At 59.1% G+C, this 21,565-nt stretch carries 15 protein-coding genes and 2 pseudogenes; 6 read left to right on the plus strand and 11 right to left on the minus strand.

Annotated features, from left to right (window positions below; all coding sequences use genetic code 11):
* Positions 1-23: 23 nt before the first annotated feature.
* The 3 genes from ACQR07_RS34545 to ACQR07_RS34555 all read right to left on the minus strand — a co-directional run bounded on the left by ACQR07_RS34545 (position 24) and on the right by ACQR07_RS34555 (position 2,830).
* The gene (locus tag ACQR07_RS34545; protein ID WP_434906506.1) at positions 24-785 is read right to left on the minus strand and encodes an SDR family NAD(P)-dependent oxidoreductase; all 762 of its coding nucleotides are present in this window, start codon (positions 783-785) and stop codon (positions 24-26) included.
* Between the two features lie 12 nt (positions 786-797).
* Entirely contained in the window at positions 798-1,946 is a 1,149-nt protein-coding gene (locus ACQR07_RS34550) for an acetyl-CoA C-acyltransferase (RefSeq protein WP_434906507.1), read from the minus strand.
* A gap of 95 nt (positions 1,947-2,041) precedes the next feature.
* Positions 2,042-2,830: a crotonase/enoyl-CoA hydratase family protein gene (locus tag ACQR07_RS34555; RefSeq protein WP_434906508.1), complete on the minus strand. Its 789-nt coding sequence runs from the start codon at positions 2,828-2,830 to the stop codon at positions 2,042-2,044.
* A gap of 243 nt (positions 2,831-3,073) precedes the next feature.
* Here ACQR07_RS34555 and ACQR07_RS34560 point away from each other — a divergent pair, with 243 nt between their 5' ends.
* Positions 3,074-4,174: an alkene reductase gene (locus tag ACQR07_RS34560; protein WP_434906509.1), complete on the plus strand. Its 1,101-nt coding sequence runs from the start codon at positions 3,074-3,076 to the stop codon at positions 4,172-4,174.
* 62 nt (positions 4,175-4,236) lie between these two features.
* Positions 4,237-4,686: pseudogene (locus tag ACQR07_RS34565) on the plus strand (class I SAM-dependent methyltransferase); the annotation flags it as partial.
* Between the two features lie 725 nt (positions 4,687-5,411).
* Here the strand turns inward: ACQR07_RS34565 and ACQR07_RS34570 are convergent.
* The 8 genes from ACQR07_RS34570 to ACQR07_RS34605 all read right to left on the minus strand — a co-directional run bounded on the left by ACQR07_RS34570 (position 5,412) and on the right by ACQR07_RS34605 (position 18,290).
* Positions 5,412-7,643 (minus strand): hypothetical protein, encoded by a 2,232-nt coding sequence (locus ACQR07_RS34570; protein ID WP_434906510.1) that lies wholly within the window; start codon positions 7,641-7,643, stop codon positions 5,412-5,414.
* Positions 7,640-8,584, minus strand: coding sequence for a trypsin-like serine peptidase (locus ACQR07_RS34575; RefSeq protein ID WP_434906511.1), 945 nt, complete (start codon positions 8,582-8,584; stop codon positions 7,640-7,642). Before ACQR07_RS34575 ends, ACQR07_RS34570 begins: the two co-directional genes overlap by 4 nt.
* A gap of 8 nt (positions 8,585-8,592) precedes the next feature.
* Positions 8,593-9,915, minus strand: a complete 1,323-nt coding sequence (locus ACQR07_RS34580) for a metallophosphoesterase family protein (protein WP_434906512.1) — start codon at positions 9,913-9,915, stop codon at positions 8,593-8,595.
* 571 nt (positions 9,916-10,486) lie between these two features.
* Entirely contained in the window at positions 10,487-11,488 is a 1,002-nt protein-coding gene (locus tag ACQR07_RS34585) for a S8 family serine peptidase (protein ID WP_434906513.1), read from the minus strand.
* Between the two features lie 2,074 nt (positions 11,489-13,562).
* Positions 13,563-13,955 (minus strand): hypothetical protein, encoded by a 393-nt coding sequence (locus ACQR07_RS34590; protein WP_434906514.1) that lies wholly within the window; start codon positions 13,953-13,955, stop codon positions 13,563-13,565.
* 17 nt (positions 13,956-13,972) lie between these two features.
* On the minus strand, positions 13,973-14,881 hold the full coding sequence (locus tag ACQR07_RS34595; RefSeq protein WP_434906515.1) for a hypothetical protein: 909 nt from the start codon (positions 14,879-14,881) through the stop codon (positions 13,973-13,975).
* A 2,270-nt stretch (positions 14,882-17,151) separates the two neighbouring features.
* Positions 17,152-17,688 carry a hypothetical protein gene (locus tag ACQR07_RS34600; RefSeq protein ID WP_434906516.1) on the minus strand — a complete coding sequence of 179 codons (537 nt, stop codon included), beginning with the start codon at positions 17,686-17,688 and terminating at the stop codon, positions 17,152-17,154.
* Complete coding sequence (locus ACQR07_RS34605) at positions 17,685-18,290, minus strand: hypothetical protein (RefSeq protein WP_434906517.1); 606 nt, start codon at positions 18,288-18,290, stop codon at positions 17,685-17,687. Before ACQR07_RS34605 ends, ACQR07_RS34600 begins: the two co-directional genes overlap by 4 nt.
* 205 nt (positions 18,291-18,495) lie before the next feature.
* Between ACQR07_RS34605 and ACQR07_RS34610 the strand changes: the two genes are divergently transcribed.
* From ACQR07_RS34610 to ACQR07_RS34625, 4 genes and pseudogenes are all read left to right on the plus strand, one after another.
* On the plus strand, positions 18,496-19,020 hold the full coding sequence (locus tag ACQR07_RS34610; RefSeq protein WP_434906518.1) for a hypothetical protein: 525 nt from the start codon (positions 18,496-18,498) through the stop codon (positions 19,018-19,020).
* A gap of 15 nt (positions 19,021-19,035) precedes the next feature.
* Positions 19,036-19,167: a hypothetical protein gene (locus tag ACQR07_RS34615; RefSeq protein WP_434906519.1), complete on the plus strand. Its 132-nt coding sequence runs from the start codon at positions 19,036-19,038 to the stop codon at positions 19,165-19,167.
* 42 nt (positions 19,168-19,209) lie between these two features.
* On the plus strand, positions 19,210-19,479 hold the full coding sequence (locus ACQR07_RS34620) for a hypothetical protein (protein WP_434906520.1): 270 nt from the start codon (positions 19,210-19,212) through the stop codon (positions 19,477-19,479).
* A 798-nt stretch (positions 19,480-20,277) separates the two neighbouring features.
* A pseudogene (locus ACQR07_RS34625) lies at positions 20,278-21,398 on the plus strand (IS630 family transposase).
* The last annotated feature ends 167 nt before the right edge of the window (positions 21,399-21,565 follow it).

The following is a 21,565-nucleotide window of genomic DNA, read 5'->3' on the forward strand; positions in this document are numbered from 1 at the left end:
CAGGGGATCCCATAGCCGCTCGGTTATTTGGGGGCCATTCGGATTGCGCCATCGAGGCGAATGACCTCGCCGTTGAGCATGGGATTTCCAATGATGCTGTCGACGAGCTGCGCATACTCAACCGGCTTGCCCAGTCGGGATGGATGAGGAACTTGGGTGCCGAGGCTATCCTGTGCGGCCTGCGGTAGGCCCATGAGCATGGGCGTCAGGAAAATGCCAGGGGCGATCGTCATGACTCGAATTCGATACTGCGCGAGATCCCGTGCGATCGGAAGTGTCATGCTCACCACGCCTCCCTTAGAGGCGGCGTAGGCTGCTTGTCCGATCTGTCCATCATAGGCGGCGACGGACGCGGTGTTGACAATCACGCCCGCTTCTTCGCCCTCGATGCGCGCAGCGATAAGCCGCGCAGCAAATTTCGTGATGGTGTTGAAGCTCCCGATCAGATTGACCTCAACCGCTTTGCGGAAGGCGTCCAGTCCATGAGGGGTTCCGTCTCTCGCAACGACCCGGATCGCTGGCGCGACTCCAGCGCAGTTGACCAATATCCGTGCCACCCCATGCGCGGCCTCGGCTGCAGCCAGTCCTGCGGCGACCGATTGATCGTCGGCGACGTCGACCTTGTGGAAGCTGCCACCAAGCCGCTTAGCGGTTTCGTTTCCTTCGGACGCGTTGAGGTCGAAAATGGCGATTTGAGCGCCTGCTCGAGCGAGCTGCTCCGCCGTCGCCGCTCCCAGACCGGATGCTCCGCCGGTGATGATTGCCGAGACGCCCTCGATATTCATGAAATGGATCCCTCAAATGAGTTCGATAGCCATAGCGGTCGCTTCTCCGCCGCCGATGCACAGGCTGGCGACGCCTCGGCGCAGGCCGCGGTTCTTGAGAGCAGCCAGCAACGTCACGATGAGGCGAGCACCGGACGCCCCAATCGGATGGCCCAGCGCCGTCGCGCCTCCGTTGACATTCAGCCGGTCTTCTTGAATTCCGAGGTCATGCGCGGCAATCATGGCGACCGCAGCAACCGCTTCGTTGATCTCGAAAAGGTCGACGTCATTGACGGTCCAACCAATGTCGGCGAGCAATTTGCCGATTGCCCCCACCGGGGCTGTCGTAAAGAGAGCAGGACTTTGGGCGTGGGCTGCACAGCCGACGACCCGCGCAGCCACTGCCAGATCCAATCTTTGCGCAACGCTTTGCCGCGTCAGGACGAGAGCGGCGGCCCCGTCAGATATTGAGGCGGAACTCGCGGCAGTAATGGTCCCGCTGTTCGAGAACGCGGGCTTGAGAGATGCAATCTTCTCGGGTCGCGCGTGACCGGGCTGCTCGTCAGTATCGACAAGAACAGGACCGGTACGATTGGTCACCGCGACTGGCGCGATCTCTGCGGCAAAGACTCCGCTGGCATAGGCATCTTGCATCTGGCGACTGAAGCGGTATGAGTCGGCTGCATCTCGAGCGAATGCACCCATCGGCTTACCAGGCTCGTAAGCGTCCTCGAGTCCGTCCATCATCATGGTATCGATCACACGATCGTGGCCTATACGGGCGCCATTACGATGCTTCGGAAGTGCGTATGGCGCGTTGGTCATGCTCTCCATACCCCCTGCCACGATGATATCCGCAGCGTTCGCCTGGAGAGTCTCGACAGCCATTATTGCTGCCTGCATTCCTGATCCGCACATCTTGTTCACGGTGGTCGCTTGCACCGATTCTGACAGGCCCGCGCCGAGAGCCGCTTGTCTTGCGGGCGCTTGCCCCAGCGCCGCCGAGAGAACGCATCCCATGTAGATGCGGTCGATGGCAGTGAATGCTGCGCGCGCGCGTTGTGTTGCCGCGCGCACTGCCACTGCCCCTAGATCCGTCGCCCTGAGGGACGAAAGTGCTCCCTGGAAGCTCCCGATGGGCGTTCGTGCGGAGCCTGAGATGACGATCGGATCAGTCGACATGGCGCTCCTCTTGAGGCGTAAATGATGACCACATCACTGATGTGCAATAGGATTTCATAGGTTCGGCCGGTGCTGAATTGACGACGCGAACTCCATCATGCTTCCTTCGCGGGGCTCGACCTGCGCGCTTGTTTATCGAGGAAGGCTGTCATGCGAGCTTCAGCGTCCGGGCTTGTGGCAGTGAAGGCCGAGATGAAGCTTTCAGCGAAAAGACCGTCATCGCGGCTCATTTCCGCAATCCTTGGCAAGCCGTTGACGATGCTATAGTTCGATAGCTCTGCGTTGCTGGCGGCCTGCTTGGCGAGATCGAATGCGGCGTCCAGAGCCGTCCCCGCGGGTACAACATATTGCACGATGTTCCATCTTTCAGCTTGTTGAGCGTCGATTGTTCGCCCCGTCAGCATCAGATCGGTCATTCGCGCAACGCCCATCAGCCTAGCCGCTCGGACTGACCCGCCGCCGCCAACGAATATTCCGCGTTGTCCTTCGGGCAACGCGAAAAACGCTGTATTATCCGCCACTCGAACATGGGTTGAAGCCGCCAATTCGAGGCCGCCTCCGATGACAGCACCATGTAAGGCGCTAAACCAAGGAATTGGGCCAAACTCGATCTGACCAAAGACCTCATGCCACCGACGCGAGCTCCGCATGCCTTCAAAGGGCGTCTTGAGCCTGTGTTCGGCGAGGTCCAGCCCAGCGCAGAAGTGGCCGCCTTTGCCGCAGATCACCCCAGCTCCGGCTTCGCCTCGGGCTCGCTCCACAGCAGCTGAAATTTCCTCGACGACCTGGTTGCTGAGCGCATTCCGCTTATCGATCCGATTCAAGCTGAGGATTGCGATGTTTCCTCGCATTTCATAGGTCACGTATGCGGGCATTTCTGTCATGCGCAGATCCAATTTGACGCGGACACGGTGGCGCGAACTCTGAGAGAACAGAGCAGGCGGCACCGCAATATTTGCTAAACAATAAACAAGTGATAGAGTCAATCGTGCAATTTGTCTGGCGGGCGGGGCGGAACGATCAGAGGAGTGTACGCCGAAAAGGACGGCACACACGCGAGGCCGCCCCTCAAGCGGAAGGCAAGGCAGTTGGCCAAGTAAGCCTCAATATGCGCAATCGGTGAGAGAATGAACACTTTAACTAACTTGCTTGAGCCGTTCAGGCTGGGCCCGAACCTCCTTCCCAACCGCGTCGTTATGGCGCCCATGACCCGAAGTCGGGCGGTAGCGCCCCTCATGTTGGCAAACCCGCTAGCGGTCGATTACTACGGCCAGCGTTCTTCCGCGGGCCTGCTGATTACTGAAGCGAGCCAAGTATCGCAGCAAGGTCAAGGCTATCAGGATACGCCGGGAATCTATTCCGCGGAGCAGGTCGCTGCCTGGCGCAACGTCACCGAACGCGTGCACGTGTTGGGCGGGCGCATTTTCATTCAGCTCTGGCATACCGGCAGGATCTCGCACACGTCTTTGCAGCCTGGCGGAGCACCGCCGGTCGCGCCGTCGGCGATTCGCGCCAGAAGCAAGACCTTCATCGGCGGCAGCTTGGCGGACGTGTCTGAGCCGCGAGCTTTAGAGTTAGCCGAGATCCGGCTGATCATCGACCAGTTCAAACGAGCGGCCTTGAACGCCCGTGAAGCAGGTTTTGATGGTGTCGAGATTCACGCGGCTAACGGCTATCTTCTCGACCAGTTTGCCAGGGACGGCGCAAACGAGCGCCAGGATTCTTACGGTGGTTCGATCGAGAATCGCGCACGGCTCATGCTGAAAGTCTCGGAGGCCGTGGCGGGGGAGATTGGCCCCGAACGCACAGGTGTCCGCATTTCTCCGGTGTCGCCGGCAAATGACATGTCGGACTCCAATCCTCAGTCGCTTTTTGAATATATATCGAAACGGCTGAATGCGCTAAATCTTGTTTATCTTCACGTGATCGAGGGAGTGGCGGGTGGTTCGCGCGATGTGGCGACGTTCGACTATGCTTCGCTACGGAAGTGCTTTTCGGGCGCCTATATCGCGAACAACGGCTATGATTTGGCGCTCGGCACCGAGGCGCTTTCGAAAGACGCTGCTGATTTGATTGCGTTCGGAAGGCCGTTTATCTCCAACCCGGATTTGGTCGAACGACTCGCGCAACGAGTGCCTCTGAACAAGTGGGACACCGCCACATTCTACGGCGGAAGCGCGGAGGGCTACATTGATTATCCAAGACTGCCGAATCGAGCGAGCTCATAGCGAGCCGCTGTATCGGTCCTTCATTGTTCCGGTCGTTCCGTCACGAGTGAAATCCTCCCTAAGAGGGGCCGATACTCGAATTGGGTGCGGAACCGGAGTGTTTACCGGGGTTTTTCCTGCTCGCGGCATTCGCGAAAGGGACTTGACCCTCGTAGAGTATGGCTCCGATTTCATGCGCATGCTGCAATTCCGATTTCCGGGCGCAAGGGTCCTCCGGACGGACGCTGCACACCTCGCGAAGTGTGATCTATTTCCAGAAGAAAAAGCAGTCGCTGTCGTGAGCGGCCTGCCGCTGCTATCGATGCGGCCGCGCAAAGTGATGTCCATCCTTTCCGGCGCATTCGGGCATCTCCGGGCCGGCGGAAGCTTCTATCAATCCCCGCACAGCGTCTGGTATCCTGTGCCTCGTCCCATACTCGATCGACTTGGGCTCAGAGCCAGACGAATTGCAGGGACAGTCCTGCAATATTCCTCCAGCTGCGGTATATCGAATCACGTGGCAAGCGCCGCTCAGGTAAATGCCGGGTCGGGGGGGCTTGCAGGTCATGCTTCGATGACTCTCCCGACGCAGGACGTGCTCATCCGGCGTTGGGGAACCGGAGCTGCGGACATCGCGCAGCGCTTGATGCTAGCGCTGACTAGAGATGTTCGGTAGGTCGGCCTGATGATACCCAGCTACTGCAGCGTAGAAGGTGAAGTCATCCATCATCGCCGCCGCTTCGAAAGAGTTCTGAGTATACGCGGCGCGCATTTGATTGGCTGGAAATTCAGTAAGTCAGAGACTGCCGACACGCGTAACGCCCAAAAATAGTTACAGTAAGTGACATCCGCGCTGTCGGCTTTGGAGCGATAAGACTTGCGAAGGCTACGTGACGATATCTGTCACTAGTACATTGGCGTGCTACGAGCTGATCAGTAGGGGGGCCAGCGGCGTCTGGCCTGGAGCGAGGTCGCCTCGAACCTGAACAGATATTTCCCCGAGCTTTTGTACGGAGCCGGGCTTGCGGCGTTCTTCGGACGAGACGTCGCCGCTTCGCCTGGTGCTCCACTCTTCCTGGACGGCGTGGAGCTTCTTTCGATTGCCAGGAAACTGCCGTCGCCCCTCGATGCGAGTCGTCTCGACTCCAGGAGTCCATGGACCATGTGGCGTGGCGCGGTAGAAACGTCGCGAGCGCGTGCCTTGTCCAGCAGAAGATCGCGACGCAAGTAAGCGGCGTGTTCGATCGCGAGTTTCAAGTCAGACCCGAGACGGAAACTCGTGCCATGCGGTCCAGATCGACGAGTAGTCGAGCGAAGAGCCCGGTGGAAGGTCGGATACCGACCCGCCGGCCGCGACGAAGCCGTCCTTGAAGATCGGAATTCCATTTCCGAGCCGTGGCGTCGCGCCCCGAAGTCTCGCTGCCAAGATTTTGGTGTCCGGAATATCGCCGAACAGGTTCTCGAGGGTCGAGACGAGAATCGGAAGATCGATCTCTTGTCGCCCGCGGCGCAGGGATTCGTAGGCCGCGAGCAGAATCACCAATGGGTCCTTCCAGTTTCCCGCGACGAGATCCCGGCCGGGATAGAATTGCAGATCGCTCATGACGCTTTTGCGTCTCCGGAACGAGCGCGTCATCCTGCTTGCGGCAAGCACATCCAGGAAGGGGTCTCCATGCAGGGAGGCCGTAGGGTATTCGAACTTCGCGGCGAGACGTCCGATCGGAATGAAGTGTTGTCCGACGATGAACCCACCGTCGCCGTCCTGGGTGACCGTGATCAACGTGACACGGTTGCGAAGGGCGATGGACTTCAAGGTATAGGCTGCGTCGTCGCCCTTCTTCCGCAGCGAGACATGCAGGGGACCGGCGTCTGGATTGGCGCGGAAGTCGCGCAGCGATCCGATCTCAGGTCGGGATGCCGATCTCCAGACCGGTGCACCGGTGCGACGGACGGAGACCTCCAATCCGGTTTCGTCGTCGTCGAACGCGGCCAAGACGAAGACCGGCGAAGCCCCTTCCTTTTCCGACGCGAAATCGTCGAGCGGCAGTCGTCCGATTTCGGTTGTCGGGACGCGCGGATCGCCTTCGAGTATTTTTGCGGCGCCCAGGAGCGAAAGGAGGATGTCGAGATCGGTGTCAATGAGCGCCCGCTCCAGAACGGGAGACAGGCGGCCGTTCGGATCCTTCGGAAACCTGTCGATGATGGCCTTTCGTATCGCGCCTCGGGTCCATTCCCCGATGTCGACGGATCCGACGTCGGTGAGGACGAGTTCGTCCGACCTGATCACCCTTTTCCCGGTCTTGTCGCTGAGCACGGCGCCGTACGTTCCGCGCGGGACGTGCCGGTGCGTGCCCTCGGGGAGCGTCCGCAAGGTCCGACCGCTCAGGTCTCGAATGGAGAGCGAAGTGTCCAGCGGGACGGTAACGACCGTCGTCTGCGGAGAATGAACCGGAGCCGACACCGTCGGATCGAGCGAGAACGTGGCCTCCGCGTCGTCGTAGAGCAAGAGAACGCGTTCCCTCGGGAAAGTGTCGGCTCCGCCCACATCCAGCGTGATCCGATAAGTATCGGGCGGTACGTCGAAGTGAGCCGGCGATTCCTCCATCGGCTTGGAGAAATGGGTTCTTTCTCCTTCGAAGAATGCGGTACCCGCAGCTTTTCCGTCCGTCAGCCGAATCGTGCAGCGCGACATCGGCGGCGGCTTCATCGTGAGGATCAGACCCGAAGCGTCGCCGCCGTCGCCGGTCACGTTCTGATGGATCTTGCGTTTGATCTTCTGCCTGACGAAGTCCCTGAGGGTGTCGAACCGCACGACCATCGCACCGGGATCGCTTCGGTCCCAGACCTTGGCGGTGCCCTGACCGGCTAGGCCGGCAAGCAATGCATCTGCGAAAGTGCCGTCGGCCGGAGACACCTCCCCCACCCGGGAGGATTGCAGAAGGAACGAGTCGGGTTCTCCCGTGGTGTCCGGATTGTTGTTCAGCAAGGCGTCGGTCGGCTGGATCAACGCGGAGTCCATGAGATTGCGGCAGGCGTCGACGAAGAAGTAGTGTCGTCCCGTACCCATGTTCATCGTCAGCCAAAGAACGATCCAATCGAGATTGGCGCACTGGCGACCCGATTCTTCCATCGACCTGTAATCGGCAGCAATCAGGATGCTCGATCGGGTGACGTTCCTGTCGAAGGTGAAGCCGTGGCCGCTGAAATAGAAGTAGAGTTCGTCCGTCATGTTGCGGCCGGACTTCTTCAACTCGAGTAGCGCGGTCGTCAGGTCGCCGATCGATGCGCCCCTTCCGCCGATTATCTTCGGCTCGGAACAGAAGATGACATGCTGATCGGCTTCAGGGACGCCCTCTCGCTTCCACTTGCGGGTCAGCCAGAAGCGGAAAAGGCGCGCACGGGCGACCGTCCGCTCCAGCTCGGCTTCGACGCTTCCGTCGCTCACCAGCGAGTACTTCTCGATCGCGAAGATCAGCGCGCGTCGGCTCATTTTGGCCGGCCCATGGCCCGGATTGCCTTCGCCGACAGCGCCTGATTCCTGTACATGAAGAATCCGGACATGTGGATTCCAACGACCTTGGCGGTCGAAAGCGCGAAAACGGGCGAACCCGAATTTCCTCTCGTCGTCGAGCAATCGTGGAAGAGGTCGACGTCCTCCGAGCCGTCGAGGGCTTCGCCGAGGGAAGCGCTTCTCACTCCGAAGGCACCGTTGAAGACGGGCGTGAGGAACAACGGATTGTTCTTCTTGTCCTCGCCCGGATATCCGATCGTGCAGACGGGGGCACCTGCCTCCGGCAGGTCGTCCTCGAAATCCAGAATAACCCTGTCGCCGACGTCGCATTCGAGCAGCGCGATGTCGTGGCGCGGGTGGACGTCGATCACCCGGTCGATGCTGGCGTAGTCCGTTTTGGCATTCGTCAGACCCGATTCCTGCTTAAAGCATATGCGGCTTTGCGAGGGCCCGAGAACGTTGCCGCCGTAGGTGAGCACCGAGAGCACGTGTCGGTTCGTCGCGATCACATTCTTGCCGGCGACGAAGCCGGTTCCGACGTGATTGCCCGACGAATCCTCGATGCGTCCGATCGAGCCGATGAGCGGGGTGGCAACTCGGCGGAAGTCGCTCCATGCCGACTTCAACGACTCGGGTCGCAGATCCTTGTTGCTCGTCTCGGGTAGATCGCCCAACACCGCGCTTGCGGTGACCACGACCGGCCTCATCAGTCGGATGACCATCTCAAGGGCTGAAATCTGCGCGGGCGTCGGCGTCCCGCCCTCGAGCAGGGTGTCCAATGCGATCTGCGCGTTCTCTTCACTGACCGGGATCTTCCTTGTTCCGACGATCGAACGGAATTTGCCTACCGCGCCGGAAGCGGAGTTCTTGCCTAGCGCCCGCTGGGCGCGCGTCAGCAGTTTGGCTGGATCGAAAGTCATGCGGGATCTCAGCAGAGCTGCCTCGAGTAGATGACCGCTCCGTTCGCATCGCGGACGTCCTCGCGAAGGTGCGGCCCGTCGAATTCGAGAACGGAGTATCCGTGAGGCGTGAATTTCTCCTCCTCACCGGTAATGAAAGGGTTCGGACCTTCGAGGACCACGGCGCGCGAAAGCACCGTGGGGCCGACCGCCATCTCGTCGCAAACGCGCCAGTCTGCTGCCGCGTAGCGGGAGTGCGCAGAACGAGGTAGACCCTTGGTGAGGTCTCGGGCCTGGGGCATCCCGCCGTGACCGATGCAGCGGCCGTAGATTCCGAATTCGCGGTCGGGCTCTTCGAAGATGGTACACCTGTGCTCGTGTCCCCAGTACCAGGCGAACACGCGTCTGCTGCGCAGCAGTGCGCCGAAGGTGGCATGCGACCATAGGCGGTCGCCCTGGGCCTTTTCGATGTTGGAATAGAGTTGGTGGTGCGAGAAGAGGACGACCTTTCGGCTGCCGGCGTTGCGCACGACCTCGCTTACCCACCAGGCCTGCTCGTCGTCGATGTCGTGGTCGATATAGGCGACATCGAGACCTATCAACGTCCAGTTCGCGTTCTGGAACGCGAAGTAGCTGCTCTTCTGTCCGAACGCGTCCAACGTCCGGGTGAAGTAGGGTTTGCCGCCGGAAAACATCTCGTGGTTCGAATTCAGCGCCCGGCTCGTCGCTCCTTGCCGGGTGGGCCAGAGGGCGAGGAATCGGCCGTTGATCTCGTCGACCGTGCCGGAATAGTAAACGTCGCCGAGATGCAGCAGCAATTCGAACCCGTCGCCGTCCTTCCTCACGGCGTCTGCGATGTGGGGGGCTCCATACATTCCCGTCCCCCAGTCGCCGAGCAGCGCGACCCGCGCCCGTTCGGCGAGCGGGTCGGGGATCAGGGTGCCGGGAACGGGTTGTCTGTGCTTGATGGGGTTGGTGAGTTTCGCCCAGGCGACGGTGGCCCAGCCGCTCCAGTCATCGGTATCGAAGATCGCCTCGAGTCCTCCGCTCGTCAACGGATGCAGAAGCAGTTTGGCGGCCTCTCCGGAAGCGATGAGACTTTGCAGCCTCGCTGCCCGTCCATCGTTCGGAGTGCTGAGGACCTTCGCTCCGGCGGCTTTTTCTGCCCGGCGCAACTTGTCCAAAGTGTTTCCCAAGCCGGCCAAGACCGCCGCCTTTTCGACATCTGAGACGGTGTCGTCGGTCGCGGCAACTTCCTGGATGTTTCCAATCGCTTCTCGACCGGTGAAGACCCGGAAGGCCTCATCCGCAGTGACCACGACGGTGGACGAATTCGGAGCCGGCGAAGACATCGGATCCAACCTCACACAGAACCGCGACGATCAACGTCGCCGTGTACGGCGAAATCGGCATGGCCGTAGGTTGCAGCGATCTTTGATACCGCGAGTTTCGAGCGTTCCGCAAGCCCGAAGCATCGGCGCCGCGCATCGTTCGTCGAGCGAGCATCGTTCGAAACCGACGGCGGCCAGCTGGACCGCCGTTAGAAAGTGAGATCGCTGTGCCGGCCGAGATCCGCTCGCAGCTCAAATCGAGACCGGTCAGCGACTGGCGGAGGAGCTACCGCTCAGGACGTGACCCATCGTCCGCTCGACGACATGACAAATGCGGTCGAGGCGTGCGTGCAGGAGCTCGAGTTCCCGCGGACTGTTGATGGCTACGACGACGGTCTTTCCCGTGGGCATGACCTCCATGATGCGGACTCGCGTTTCCTTCACGGCGTCCGTCAAAGACCCGTTTGGAACCGCTGCTTTCATGTCGACCCCGCGACGGAGCGACACTACGTATTCCTGCATTTTGGCGCTCACTGACCGCTTTTTGCTCACTTGCTTAGGCCGAGCCGATCCGATTTGTACCACAGAAGCCTTAACGCTGCAGCAAGGGCATTCCCGCAGCGGAACCTCCGAATGCCAGATTTATGGGGGATGAAATCTGCCCGAGCCGCCGAAGTGCATGCTGATACCGGTCGCGGCCGGAGAGGTCTCGATATATCTGGTCCCGCGAGAGCTCGCAGGCAAGGACGCTGCCAACGATGGGAGAGGCATATGAAGTTCCATAATACTCCCGAATGCGGCCGTTTTCCGACCGCAAGTTGATCCCCAAGCTGGGCGCAAAAGCCCCGAGTTCCGGCCCCCAAGCCGTTCCGGAGTGTAGGAACGGGACCCCGTGGCGCCACGTCCGCACTGCGCATCCGACCGGCGTATTCTCGCGTCGGGCCCTCTCGACGAGGCGCCCCAGGAACGTCGGATGGGCGGCCACCCCCGTGAATCCCACGCCGCATACCGCGACTGCCGCCTCGTATCGGGCCGGGGCCTCGATCGGAATCGTGACCGAGTTGCCCGCAGCACAGATGCAGATCGCCCCGTTGTCCGCTGCCTCTTCGACGGCGTCTTCAAGGTCTGGAAATTCCAGCGGGCCGAAGCCGCAGGATAGATTGATGATGTCGACCTGGTAGGTCTCCCAAAGGTTTCGGATTCCGTCGATGACCCGCGCACGGTCCAACTTCGTCTCCGACAACGTTCCGTCTTCTTCCGCCACGGACGCATCGATGAAGAAAACGTCGGCGTCGCGGGCGAGGCCGTGATAACCGCCTGGGCCCCGTCCCTGCACGATCGCACTCACTTGGCGCCCATGCCCGTCGGCGGAAACGGACGAGAACTTCTTGAGACGTTCCGGTTCGACCAGCTTGAATTGCCCGAAGTGCGGTCCCGGCCTGAACAGGACATCGATGATCCCGATCCTGATGCCGCGCGCCGAGTGGACTGCTGGGTGTTTCGCTCCGACTGCTACCTGCCACCATGGTAGGTCCGGATCACCCATCGATATGCATTCGATATCATCGTCAGGAGATGCAAGTTCCACGAACATGCCCCAGTGACCGTCATGGGGCTCTATCTTCAGGCAGCGCGTGTTGGTTGGGTCGCGCAGGGTGTATGTACCTGCGGAATTCGTCGGCTCCGTGATAGGCGCGAAGCCATCGCTCTCCGCTTGCACCTCGGTAACGGTGCAAGGTACCAAAGCTTCTCCGTCTTCGGACAGAATCCTGATCATCGCGCGATAGACCGGCTCGGCCGGGACCGCGCGAAGAAGGAGTAGCGATGTCTCGTGGCGCGAATGTCTCCCATTGTCCATTTCCTCGGCCCGGACATGATCGTCGCTGCCTGATGACCTCACAGGAAGTCGAGCGTTCACAACCGATTATTTCTGGTTCAACCCCATATTGCAATGAACACTGTGCGAGAGACGGAAGTTGTGATGTGTGCGGAGAAACCGGCCAATTTCGGCAATGGAGGGGCTACCGACCTTCAGACGAGCAGTCCAAGATCCTCGCGTCCACCACCCCGACGCACGCGTGAGCGTCTTACAGAGCACCTCTGCGGGATCGTGCAACATGTGCGCTCTGGGGACCAAAGGTAAACGAGGCGATGCCGATCGCTGAGATTCGCTGTGTGCCCAGATTGTGTCCCGGCCAAATGGCGGCACGTCGTCAGGGTCTCGGTTTGCTCTCCTAATGGAGGGTGTACTCGCAAAGTCAGGAACACGCTCGGCCAGGGTCGTTACTGTCTCTTCGACCTGCGAGGATTGGTCAGGCTTTCGGAGCCTGGCTCGGATGTCGATCGTGTCGGGGGCGCCATCCAGTCTGCGTGAAAGCGCAAGTCTAACGACTGGCTTTTCAGCCTCCTTCTTGGCCCAATGGCCGCGCGGAGGATATGGCACGTTCAGCCTCTTGAAGTGGTTGGCCATGTCGCTTCCGGTGACGCCCAAATTCTCCGGCGGGTCTGGTCAGCGGTCGGTCCCAGACCATCCGATAGAGTTCTCCTCGAGTGATACAGCGCGATTCCAGGGGTATCGGGTATTCCACCGCCGTTCGAGCTTGCCCGTGCCGATACGATGGCTGCGAGCATCTATGGATCTATGGCCAACTGCCAGGAGCTTGGCGCTCTCCGTGCCGGGCGACGTGAACGCCCCAAACTCATTGCGTCGGCCGCCCCGATCGTCCGAGTGGGCGTGTTGCGAAGTGCCTACGCTGGATCGGATCGTCCAGCAGGTGCGCTTTGGGAATCTCAGCCAACGAGACGATTGAAACAAGTTGTGAACATGCACGCATGCAGAAAGCTTTGGGTACACTGATGGGTACATTGTGAAAGCTGATCAGCAAAAATGAGTTAAGATCAGCTAGATAAGCGGATATTCGATTCCGCCCTGGGCACCGACCGTCCTCCTCAGATGGCAACGGAAAGCGAATGTCGGAATTGCTGGTTTCGTCTCTCTGAGTTGGACCTGCTTGGCATGCAACCATGCACGCCGAAGACTTGCCTACGAAAGATGGTTTTGGACAAAGTCTTCTGAGTTCATTTCCAGAAGTTCGTTCGCCCGCCGGTTGGGAACATGGCGGATAAAATAGTGGGTTTCGCCATATAGCGGACGCTGACTCCAACTCTCGACTATTGACGATGAGCTCTCCTCCTTGCGCTGATCAACCGAGACTTCGTCAGTCCGACAACGAGATTATCTGCTGGGGGTTCATTGCAGGTCTGACGGTCCAGTTGTCGGAATGAACATTAGCTTTCATGCTAGATCGTTGGCCTCTTAATCAGCGGCTTCTGTGGGAAGCGCAGAGTTTAAATGTTTACGGCGCGTGCATGCGCGGCCTCGAAAAACGTGGCGGCTGCTTGGCGCACGCTAGTGCGTGAGATCGGTAAAGCTACATTCCGGCATGGGAAGAGAGAAGAGCGCCTCCATTGTAGTTGGTTTCGCCGATTTCTTTGCACGAGATCCGTTTGGAAACTCCGGCTAAGCTATTGATATTTCTAGTGGCCAATACGGCGATTTTTTCCAAACGGGCACTGAGATGATTGAATAATCAAACTGATTTTGATTCCGCCATTCGGAGGTTCGATCCCTCCCGCCCCAGCCAGGTTTCTGAAGCCCGGCCAGTATCTTACATTTTCACGATTTTGTTGTTCTGAAACTCGCCAGAGGCCGCATTCTGAAACTTTGTTTTTGTTGTGTTCGCCAAGACGTGAGCTCGTCGTTTGCGTGTGGCCGCAAGGATGCGGGGAGCTGTCCGCTTGGCATAGCCGGCGTAACTTTCCCTTGTGCGGTGCGCCGACAGGGCGCGGCCCTGTCCCTCGGTAAGTTCGGCTTCCTCAAGTTCGGTCATCCCGCCGTGCCGGCAAGCGTCTAGTGTGAACGTGACGGGCAGGCCGATTTCCTTTCGCATCCGTTGAACGATCTTCTGCATGCCGGAGAACGAGTAGGGCTTGCTGACGGTCTTGGCGCCGGGACGGACAAATCGTTTATCCGTGGGCGGCAGCACCTCGCGCAGGATCATCGGCGTTCCCAAACGTCTCAGATTCGCCAGGATCGCCTCTGCCTCCAGATAGAGTGGGATAGCCGTGCCGTCGTCGAGTACGTCTTCAAGCGGGTGGTCGATCCTTGCGCCAGTTTTGTGATGCTCAATCTGGATGGTCGGCGGGGTGGTCTGCCTGTAGCCCGTCCACTTGATGTGCCCTGCCAAGACGTTTTCAGGGCGCTGCAGCCATTCAAAGCAGATGACGGCAGCTGCACAGCGCCTACCTCGCCGCGTTCCACGCAGCCTTGTGCAAAGGTATAAACTTGCTCGCGGGTGACGGCGTGCTTGGTCGCCTTCGTTCGCGTCTTCATCGTAACTCCGGGCCAAGGGTTCGGAATATCCTTGGCGAACTCGGCCGGGTACAGTCGGTGAACTACGCGCCATGCCTTGCGGCATAGGCCGACGAATTTCTCCCAGCGCCGAAAGAGGACACTTTCGCCCGCGCCATTCTTGATGAATATCTCGTAGAGCTTATCGGCGGCGCGCGGGGTGATACTCTCGATCGGCAGCGATCCGATGCGCTCACCTTTTTTGTTTCGCACATCGCAGATGGCTTGCATGCTGTGTTCATAGCCTGGCCGCGACCGCTTCGAGACCTTCTCAAGATAGGCCTTCGTCTGCTTAAATTCGCGGAAAAGCCAGTCAAGCGACCCGACGCGCGCTATAGAAGCCTTCGCGTAGATCACGCCCTTTCGATCTTGGTTCCATTTGTCGAATAGCGCATTCAAGACGGCCGCGCGACCGCCTTCACCATCAGTGCCACACGCCGTGATGTAGTCGCCAAGGGCTTCGTTTGGGATCGGGCAGCCCAGTTTACGGAAATGGGTCGGAACGTTATAGTAGAATGCTTGCTGACCGCCGGCGAGCGTCTTAGGGATGACGTTCCGGGGAAGCTTTAACGCCACAACTACAGATCCTCGGCGGCGTCGTACTCGGTCGGCGTCGGTGCTATTGCACGGTCTAAGTCCTCTCGGAGCCATAGCTGTCGGCGACCCTCTCTAATCCTGGGTCGAGGATACTCTTTTCCGACACGGCTGAGGAAGCCCTCAATCGTCGTTTCGCCGCAGTAACCGGCTGCGAGAGACGCCCGCATGCGTCGCGGCCAGCAGCCCACAGGGATCACTGCCAGCCGTCTCAGACGTGCCACGAGTTAGGCCCTCGGAAGGCACTTGCTGCGAAAGGATTGCCGCGCATGTTCATGTTGTTCGCTTGCTCCAGGAAGCTAGCTGACCTGCGCTCGAAAAGTCTGTGCTTCGCACGGTGCGGTCTCTCCTCGGAGAGCTCACGATTATGCCCCGTCAAGCACGGGCGATATCAGAGGCCGGGAATTGGTCGCCAAAAGGTTAGCTGTCAATGCAGGGAGAATTTGGCGTCTACAGCGTGCAAAAAGGCGGGCGTGTTGGTAGAGATTTTCCGCCTCTGACCGCAGCCACCTTTCGATAAACGCGAAAAGACCGATCGCGAGCACCATTGAAGGAGTAGATGGTCCAAATAGGCGTCCTGGGCGCAACTGGGGCGGACTGTTTGGATGGAAGATTGCGTAAACGGGATTATACTCGTCGGGCCTGTAACCAGACCCTTGAGCGGGAAAATAGCAGGCGGTTTCGTTGATTTTGCTGCGTCTTTGCTGGATCTCGATCGCGTCCCGTTTCGGTTCCTTTAGGTTATTTCTGGGCGAAACTAGTGCGGTTGGCCAGTTCCATCGGCGCGATCGCGTGCGATCGTTGGAGGGGGGCGAATACGTTGGGCCTAGTGTCCTCACTCGCGCCGGGTGCCCATGGCAATTGTCCCAAAAGTCGATCGCGCTGGCGAGGAGGGCATCATAGCCTCGACCTAAATAAGGATACTGTCGTTCCTCTATACGTCCGCTGCGTTTCCGGCCACGCGGGACCGGGCCTCGGTTATGGGAGCGACGTCAAACGGTATTGCAGTTTACACATGGACACCAAGGCAAAGGCATAGGCCAAGGAAGAAGCTGGGTTGAAGCGGACTACACTCTTCATCACGAAAAATGAGTTTGGCCGACAAGTATCGTTCTGAAGGGCGGTGCAAACTTCAGGCAAGATACCCACTCATTGTCGCGGATCACCCGGCTTGAACCATGCAACGCGAGCGGGCGGGTCAGCGGAGGATTGAAGCCAACGATCGCGTCACCGTCGCTTGGCGGGCGGCGCATCTTCCCTCAAGCAGCAAACGATCAGAAAAAAAAGACTGCAGAGCAACGCCACGGCCATGACTGCTAAGCTGCCGTCCGTCCAGTACAGGACGTACTCGTTCACGCCTGTTATGGAGTGCCCGGGAGATATTCGCTGCGCTACAGCAAAACACGGTTCGCGAGGACAGCCAGCCGTATGCGCGAACTCTCGGCTTGTCAAGAATCCTGCCGCGAGCGGCGACGTCCCATCCCAAGCGTAGATCCTGCTATCAGCGTACCTGCTACCGAAGATAAATAACGCGGCGCAAACCGACAGGGCAAACGCCACAGAAGTCACGCGAGAGATCAGTAGATATTGATCCTTTTCGTCGAAGGTCGTGTTTGTCGGAATCCACGACTTCTTGCGTCTTCGCTTCGCCTCCCGGACGTAAAGCGCGGCTACGACCAAAAGGGCAGTGCCAGCGACGAGCGAGACAAGCAGCCCCCAGTATCCGCGGGAGATCAATACGCCTTCTTCGAGATGATCACTCGAAAGGCCTCCGCGCACGTACACTGCCCATCCGGTGGCAAGAGGAGCGAACGTTTGGCCGATCGATGTCCAAACCTTTGCTAGCGGGCTCATAGGTCTCCCCGTTGTAACCTGACAATCGAAGACATGACGCAGGGGCGCAAAGCACTACGCGTCGGGGCACGCGTGGAAATGAATCTATTCAAACCGGTTTGACTGCACACTAGCGACATAGTCGTGCGCAGATTGCAAGGGGAGGTGTTGTGCTGAAGTAAAAGTTGCATGCAACAAACCTCGATCAAGAGGAGAGCCGAAGTCTGACTTTCGTTGATTCCCACGGCGGCTTGGGATCGACAACCCTGCAGAGATCGCCCCTCGAACAATGTTTATGGTCGAAGGTCAGCGTCGGCTTCTGGTGATCGAGGTGAAGGGGCACGGCCTCAGCAGATCTCCTGGTGCGTGGCTATTGGAGGTCAGGCCCAACTGGGCGTGGGGCTTAGGCCCGTGTCGTGCTAGGGGTGGCTCGGCGTGTAGTTGAGTCCGAGAGAGCGAGCCATTTGGATAATTTTGAGCCGCAGAGGGCGAAGATCGCTTTTCTTGCAGCAGAACCGATTGCTCCACTCTCGCTCCGCCTCCGCGTTGACAGCAACGGCCAGATCACGCAACCGCTTAGCTTCCGCATCGAGACGAACACCTTCATCAATCAAAGAAGCAGAGTCTCGGCTTTCTCTATCGGCGTCGGATCGCATTTTTTGTTGGCTTTGGTCGCGCCCAGCAAAGTCCGGAAACTTAAGTGGAGCGGCTTGATTAGCCACACTCCACAGTCCGTCGAGAAAATCGGCGCGTTGCCGAAGTTCAGCGGCTTCTTTTTTCAGCCGGCGGCTTTCTGAACGCATCAGATCTGCCTGTGATGAGATCCGTTTCGCCTCTTGCTCTATGCGGTTGCCTTCGCGGTTGGTGTACGCCTGAACGCTGGCGGCGCGTGCGAGTGTCGCGATCGTGCATGTAAGGAGAAGTATTGCTGTTGATCCGATAAGGTAGCGTTTCACGTTTCCCTCCTGTCTGCGGCTTCCTTGATCCGGTCGACGATCAATCGCAGATAAAGTGCAAAATAGTTTTCAAGAGCGCCATTGGATGTGATAAATGCTTGCTTGCCGCGAGCCCGGATCAACAGGCCTCCTTTGGCCAGGGCGAGGACCGCCTTCCTGATCGTCTCTGCGGAGTACAGCGGCGACAGCAGCCGTCCGAGGTCGGCCTGGTCCAGTCGCAACTTCCCCGTCGACAGTTCGCAAACCTGTTCGATGGCATCCTCCGAAAATAGACCATCGTTCCGAAGCCGTTGTTTTGAAAGATCGAGGGCTTTAATTTTCGCATCGTCCTCAAGGTACGATTGCAGTGCCTCGTTGTGACGGTTGAGGAACGACCGCAGCGCTTCTTTGTCTGAGTTGAGACCATGTTTCTCTGCCAAGTAATAGAACTTTGCTATCTGAAAGGCTTCGTCAGCCCGCAGGATTTCTAGGTCCTCCTCGCGCAAAGGCTCCTTCGCGTTGTGCTTTTCCGCATGGGCAACGAGGTTGCCAAAAAAGTCGGCGCGAGCGTCGCTTAACGCGCCCAGACAGACCAGTTCAATGTCTTCGGCCCCGCTGGTCATTGTACCCCAAATTTTGGGGGCTGCCCCAAAATTTGGGCTATCCCCCGGCGCAGTAAAACAGGTCCCCAAAAATTAGTCTACCGCCCAAGAGCAAATCGTGTGCCCGCAAGATGGCCGTCGGGCCTTTTTTTGGTTCTGCGCAAATCCGGTCCGTCACGAGATGACCGCCCAGGGAAAGGCCCGCGGCGTTACCGGAGGAAGATCTATGATTACCAAGCTTTTGGCCGCGGCGCTTGCCGCTACCGCCGCTCTACCGCTGATGTCTGCCACTGCCTCCGTTGCGACAGAGATGCCGCGCATCGAGGCTCCGTTCACAACCGAAATCGTGGTCGATCTGGGCGAGTTCCAGGCCGCCATGCAGACCACGCTTAACAACATTCGCCAGGTCAGCCGTTGCGCCGACAACTGGAATGTTTGGGATGCCAAAGTCATGCCGAACGGTGCCGCAATCAACGTCGATCTGCAGGCGCGCTACTTCCTCAACAAGTGTGCTATCGTGACCGTGCCGGAGTGGCACGGCCCATTCCACATGCGGATGAAGGACCGCGTCGTCGGCGAGACCACCGTGGTGTCGCAGGCGGCTCACTTGGCCGTTGATGTAACGCCGGTGATCGCAAATGGCGTCGTGACGGCTTCCGCAAAGGTGGTGACCGCCGATGCGGATGGCTTGCTCGGCCGTCTGAAAATCACGGGTCAGATCAAGTCGTTCCTGAACGACAAGCTCAACTAGGCGCTCCAGGAAAAGTTGAAGGCCGCCATTCCGGCTGAGCTGCTGAAGGCCGGTGTCGAGGTCTCCGAACTCCAGTTCGTCGATCTCGGGGCCGGGAAGCTCGGATTGAAGCTGAAGGCGAGCGGCAAGCTGCGCACCGGCATCTGAAATCGCATCAACCCAAAATTGTAAACTCCACGGAGATTGAACATGAAATACTCTGTCATCGTCGCCACCACGCTTGCCGTCGCTGCGGCTGGTGCCCCTTCCGCCCGCGCTGTCGATGCTGTCACGGCTGCAGCAGCCGAGGTGGCGATCGATCGCGCCAAGGCTAACGTCGAGGGAGCAAAGGACGAACGCGGCGAAGTCGCGAAGGGCGTCAAAGCAGCCACTGGCATCAGCACGGAGGCCATCAAGAAGGATGGCATCTTCGGTGGCTCAAACAGCGTCTTCCGTAAGCCCTTCGGCAACCTCTTCTGAAATACCGGCCTCGCTGATCAAAGAGGGCCCGCTCGTCTGGGCCCTCTCTTTATCACCTTGTTGCAAAGATCTTCCTGAATGCTGCCAGTACTTGTATCCGCGAGCGGAGCGCCAGCTCGACACCATCGATTTACACGTTCCGCTCGCAATCTCTCGACCCGTCGAAATACCGTTCCGATGAGGGAATGACAACGGGTTGCATTGATTCGTAGTGCGAAACTGTGATCACGCGGAGAAGTCGTAGGTAGATCGAAGACAGAGAGGTTGCTTCCGGACTGCTGAATTCAACTTCGAACAACGAAGCGAGGCGTTTTTGGTGCGGTGGCCCACTGGCTGCGAGCTGAAGAGCAGCTAACTCTTTGATCTCGCTGGTGGGCCCGGCAGGACTCGAACCTGCAACCAGACCGTTATGAGCGGGAGGATATTAATCGGGTTCGATGATTCTTCTGGGTTTTCGTTCGGTTTCGATCGCGTTTGTCGCGGCCTTTTCAGGTCGTTTCTGGTGCGAAACTGGTGCGGCTAGCTATGCGGCGATCGCGCTCCAAGGCGAGTAGGGGGTCGCCCTAGGGAGCGCCATTTTCAGGCCAAGCTGTTGATTTCTTAGGTGTCAATTCACGACAGCCGGGTAAGCCGGGAAGGGTGTTCGCCGTCCGTCGCGGCGGAAGTAGTAGCGCATGCGGCAAGTCATGCTCCGGCTACGTCCTGCTAGTGTCCTGAGTCACAAGTTCGCAATCATAGATTCGCGGTAGATTCGCGTTGCCGTGCCACGGATGGAGGCAAACGGCGACGGAGTTTCCAATGGCCATCCGGCAACTTGCCCCACTGACACTGAGCGATGATGTTCGTGCCGAACTTACGTCGCTGACGATGCGGCGGAAGACGGCGCAGGCGCTGGCTCTGAGAGCCCGTATAGTGCTGACCTGTGCGGAAGGTGGTCGGAACACGGAAGTGGCGGCCAAGCTCGGGCTGGACCGGCAGACCGTAGGCAAGTGGCGGCGGCGCTTCATGGCGCAGCGCATGGCCGGGCTGCATGACGAACCACGCTCTGGCGCACCGCGCACGATCGACGACGCCCGCATCGAAGCCGTGATCGTGAGAACGTTGGAGAGCTGCCCTGAGAACGCTACCCATTGGAGCGCTCCCGCGACATGGCGGAGATCTGCGGCCTATCAGTATCGACGGTACAACGTATCTGGCGGGCCTTCGGGCTCCAGCCAGATCGGATGGAGACGTTCAAACTCTCGACCGATCCGAATTTCGTGGCCAAAGTGCGGGATGTCGTGGGCCTCTACGTTTCGCCGCCGGAGCGCGCCATCGTTCTGTGCGTAGATGAAAAGTCCCAAATCCAGGCGCTGGACCGCAGCCAGCCGATGCTGCCTATGCGTCCCGGCCAAGCGGCCCGAAGGAGCCATGACTACAAAAGACATGGCACGACATCGCTGTTCGCCGCCCTCGATATTGCGACCGGACGAGTCATCGGCAAGTGCTACGGGCGCCACCGCACCGCTGAGTTCCGCAAGTTCCTTGACGAGATCGAGGCTGCCGTGCCGCGCGAGCTCGACGTCCATTTGGTCATGGACAATTACGTCACCCACAAGACTCCAATGATCCGGAGATGGCTCGCCAAAAGGCCGCGTTGGCACGTGCACCTGACCCCAACCAGTTCGTCATGGCTTAACCAAGTCGAGCGCTTCTTCGCGCTCCTGACCGACAAGAAGATCAGGCGCGGCGTCTATCGCAGCGTGGCCGCCCTTGGAGCGGACATTGCCTCCTTCATCGAACGACACAACGCTGATCCCAAACCGTTCCGATGGACCAAATCCGCCGATGACATCCTTGCATCCATCGAGCGCTTCTGCCGTTACAATGCCCCGGCAAAACACCCCCCGATGTTGCGAACTTCTGGTTCAGGACACTAGCTTAGGCCATCCTGTGCATGGTTGCGTCTTAGAAGTGCAGGAGCGTTCTCAGGCCCCCCCTGGCGCCACTGTCTGCAAATCAATCCGGCATCGTCGATGCCATCGGTCATGCAGCCGAATAGGATTTGCAGCTTTGATGAAACTTTGACGGGTCATCGAGAACGTTT

It is taken from the genome of Bradyrhizobium sp. HKCCYLS20291 (assembly GCF_051167715.1).
GTDB lineage: Bacteria > Pseudomonadota > Alphaproteobacteria > Rhizobiales > Xanthobacteraceae > Bradyrhizobium.

Coding starts and splice junctions, on each gene's coding strand:
- ACQR07_RS34545 (WP_434906506.1), bottom strand. CDS start 785: ATGAATATCGAGGGCGTCTCGGCAATCATCACCGGCGGAGCATCCGGT.
- ACQR07_RS34550 (WP_434906507.1), bottom strand. CDS start 1,946: ATGTCGACTGATCCGATCGTCATCTCAGGCTCCGCACGAACGCCCATC.
- ACQR07_RS34555 (WP_434906508.1), bottom strand. CDS start 2,830: ATGACAGAAATGCCCGCATACGTGACCTATGAAATGCGAGGAAACATC.
- ACQR07_RS34560 (WP_434906509.1), top strand. CDS start 3,074: ATGAACACTTTAACTAACTTGCTTGAGCCGTTCAGGCTGGGCCCGAAC.
- ACQR07_RS34570 (WP_434906510.1), bottom strand. CDS start 7,643: ATGAGCCGACGCGCGCTGATCTTCGCGATCGAGAAGTACTCGCTGGTG.
- ACQR07_RS34575 (WP_434906511.1), bottom strand. CDS start 8,584: ATGACTTTCGATCCAGCCAAACTGCTGACGCGCGCCCAGCGGGCGCTA.
- ACQR07_RS34580 (WP_434906512.1), bottom strand. CDS start 9,915: ATGTCTTCGCCGGCTCCGAATTCGTCCACCGTCGTGGTCACTGCGGAT.
- ACQR07_RS34585 (WP_434906513.1), bottom strand. CDS start 11,488: ATGTTCGTGGAACTTGCATCTCCTGACGATGATATCGAATGCATATCG.
- ACQR07_RS34590 (WP_434906514.1), bottom strand. CDS start 13,955: ATGATCCTGCGCGAGGTGCTGCCGCCCACGGATAAACGATTTGTCCGT.
- ACQR07_RS34605 (WP_434906517.1), bottom strand. CDS start 18,290: ATGACCAGCGGGGCCGAAGACATTGAACTGGTCTGTCTGGGCGCGTTA.
- ACQR07_RS34610 (WP_434906518.1), top strand. CDS start 18,496: ATGATTACCAAGCTTTTGGCCGCGGCGCTTGCCGCTACCGCCGCTCTA.
- ACQR07_RS34620 (WP_434906520.1), top strand. CDS start 19,210: ATGAAATACTCTGTCATCGTCGCCACCACGCTTGCCGTCGCTGCGGCT.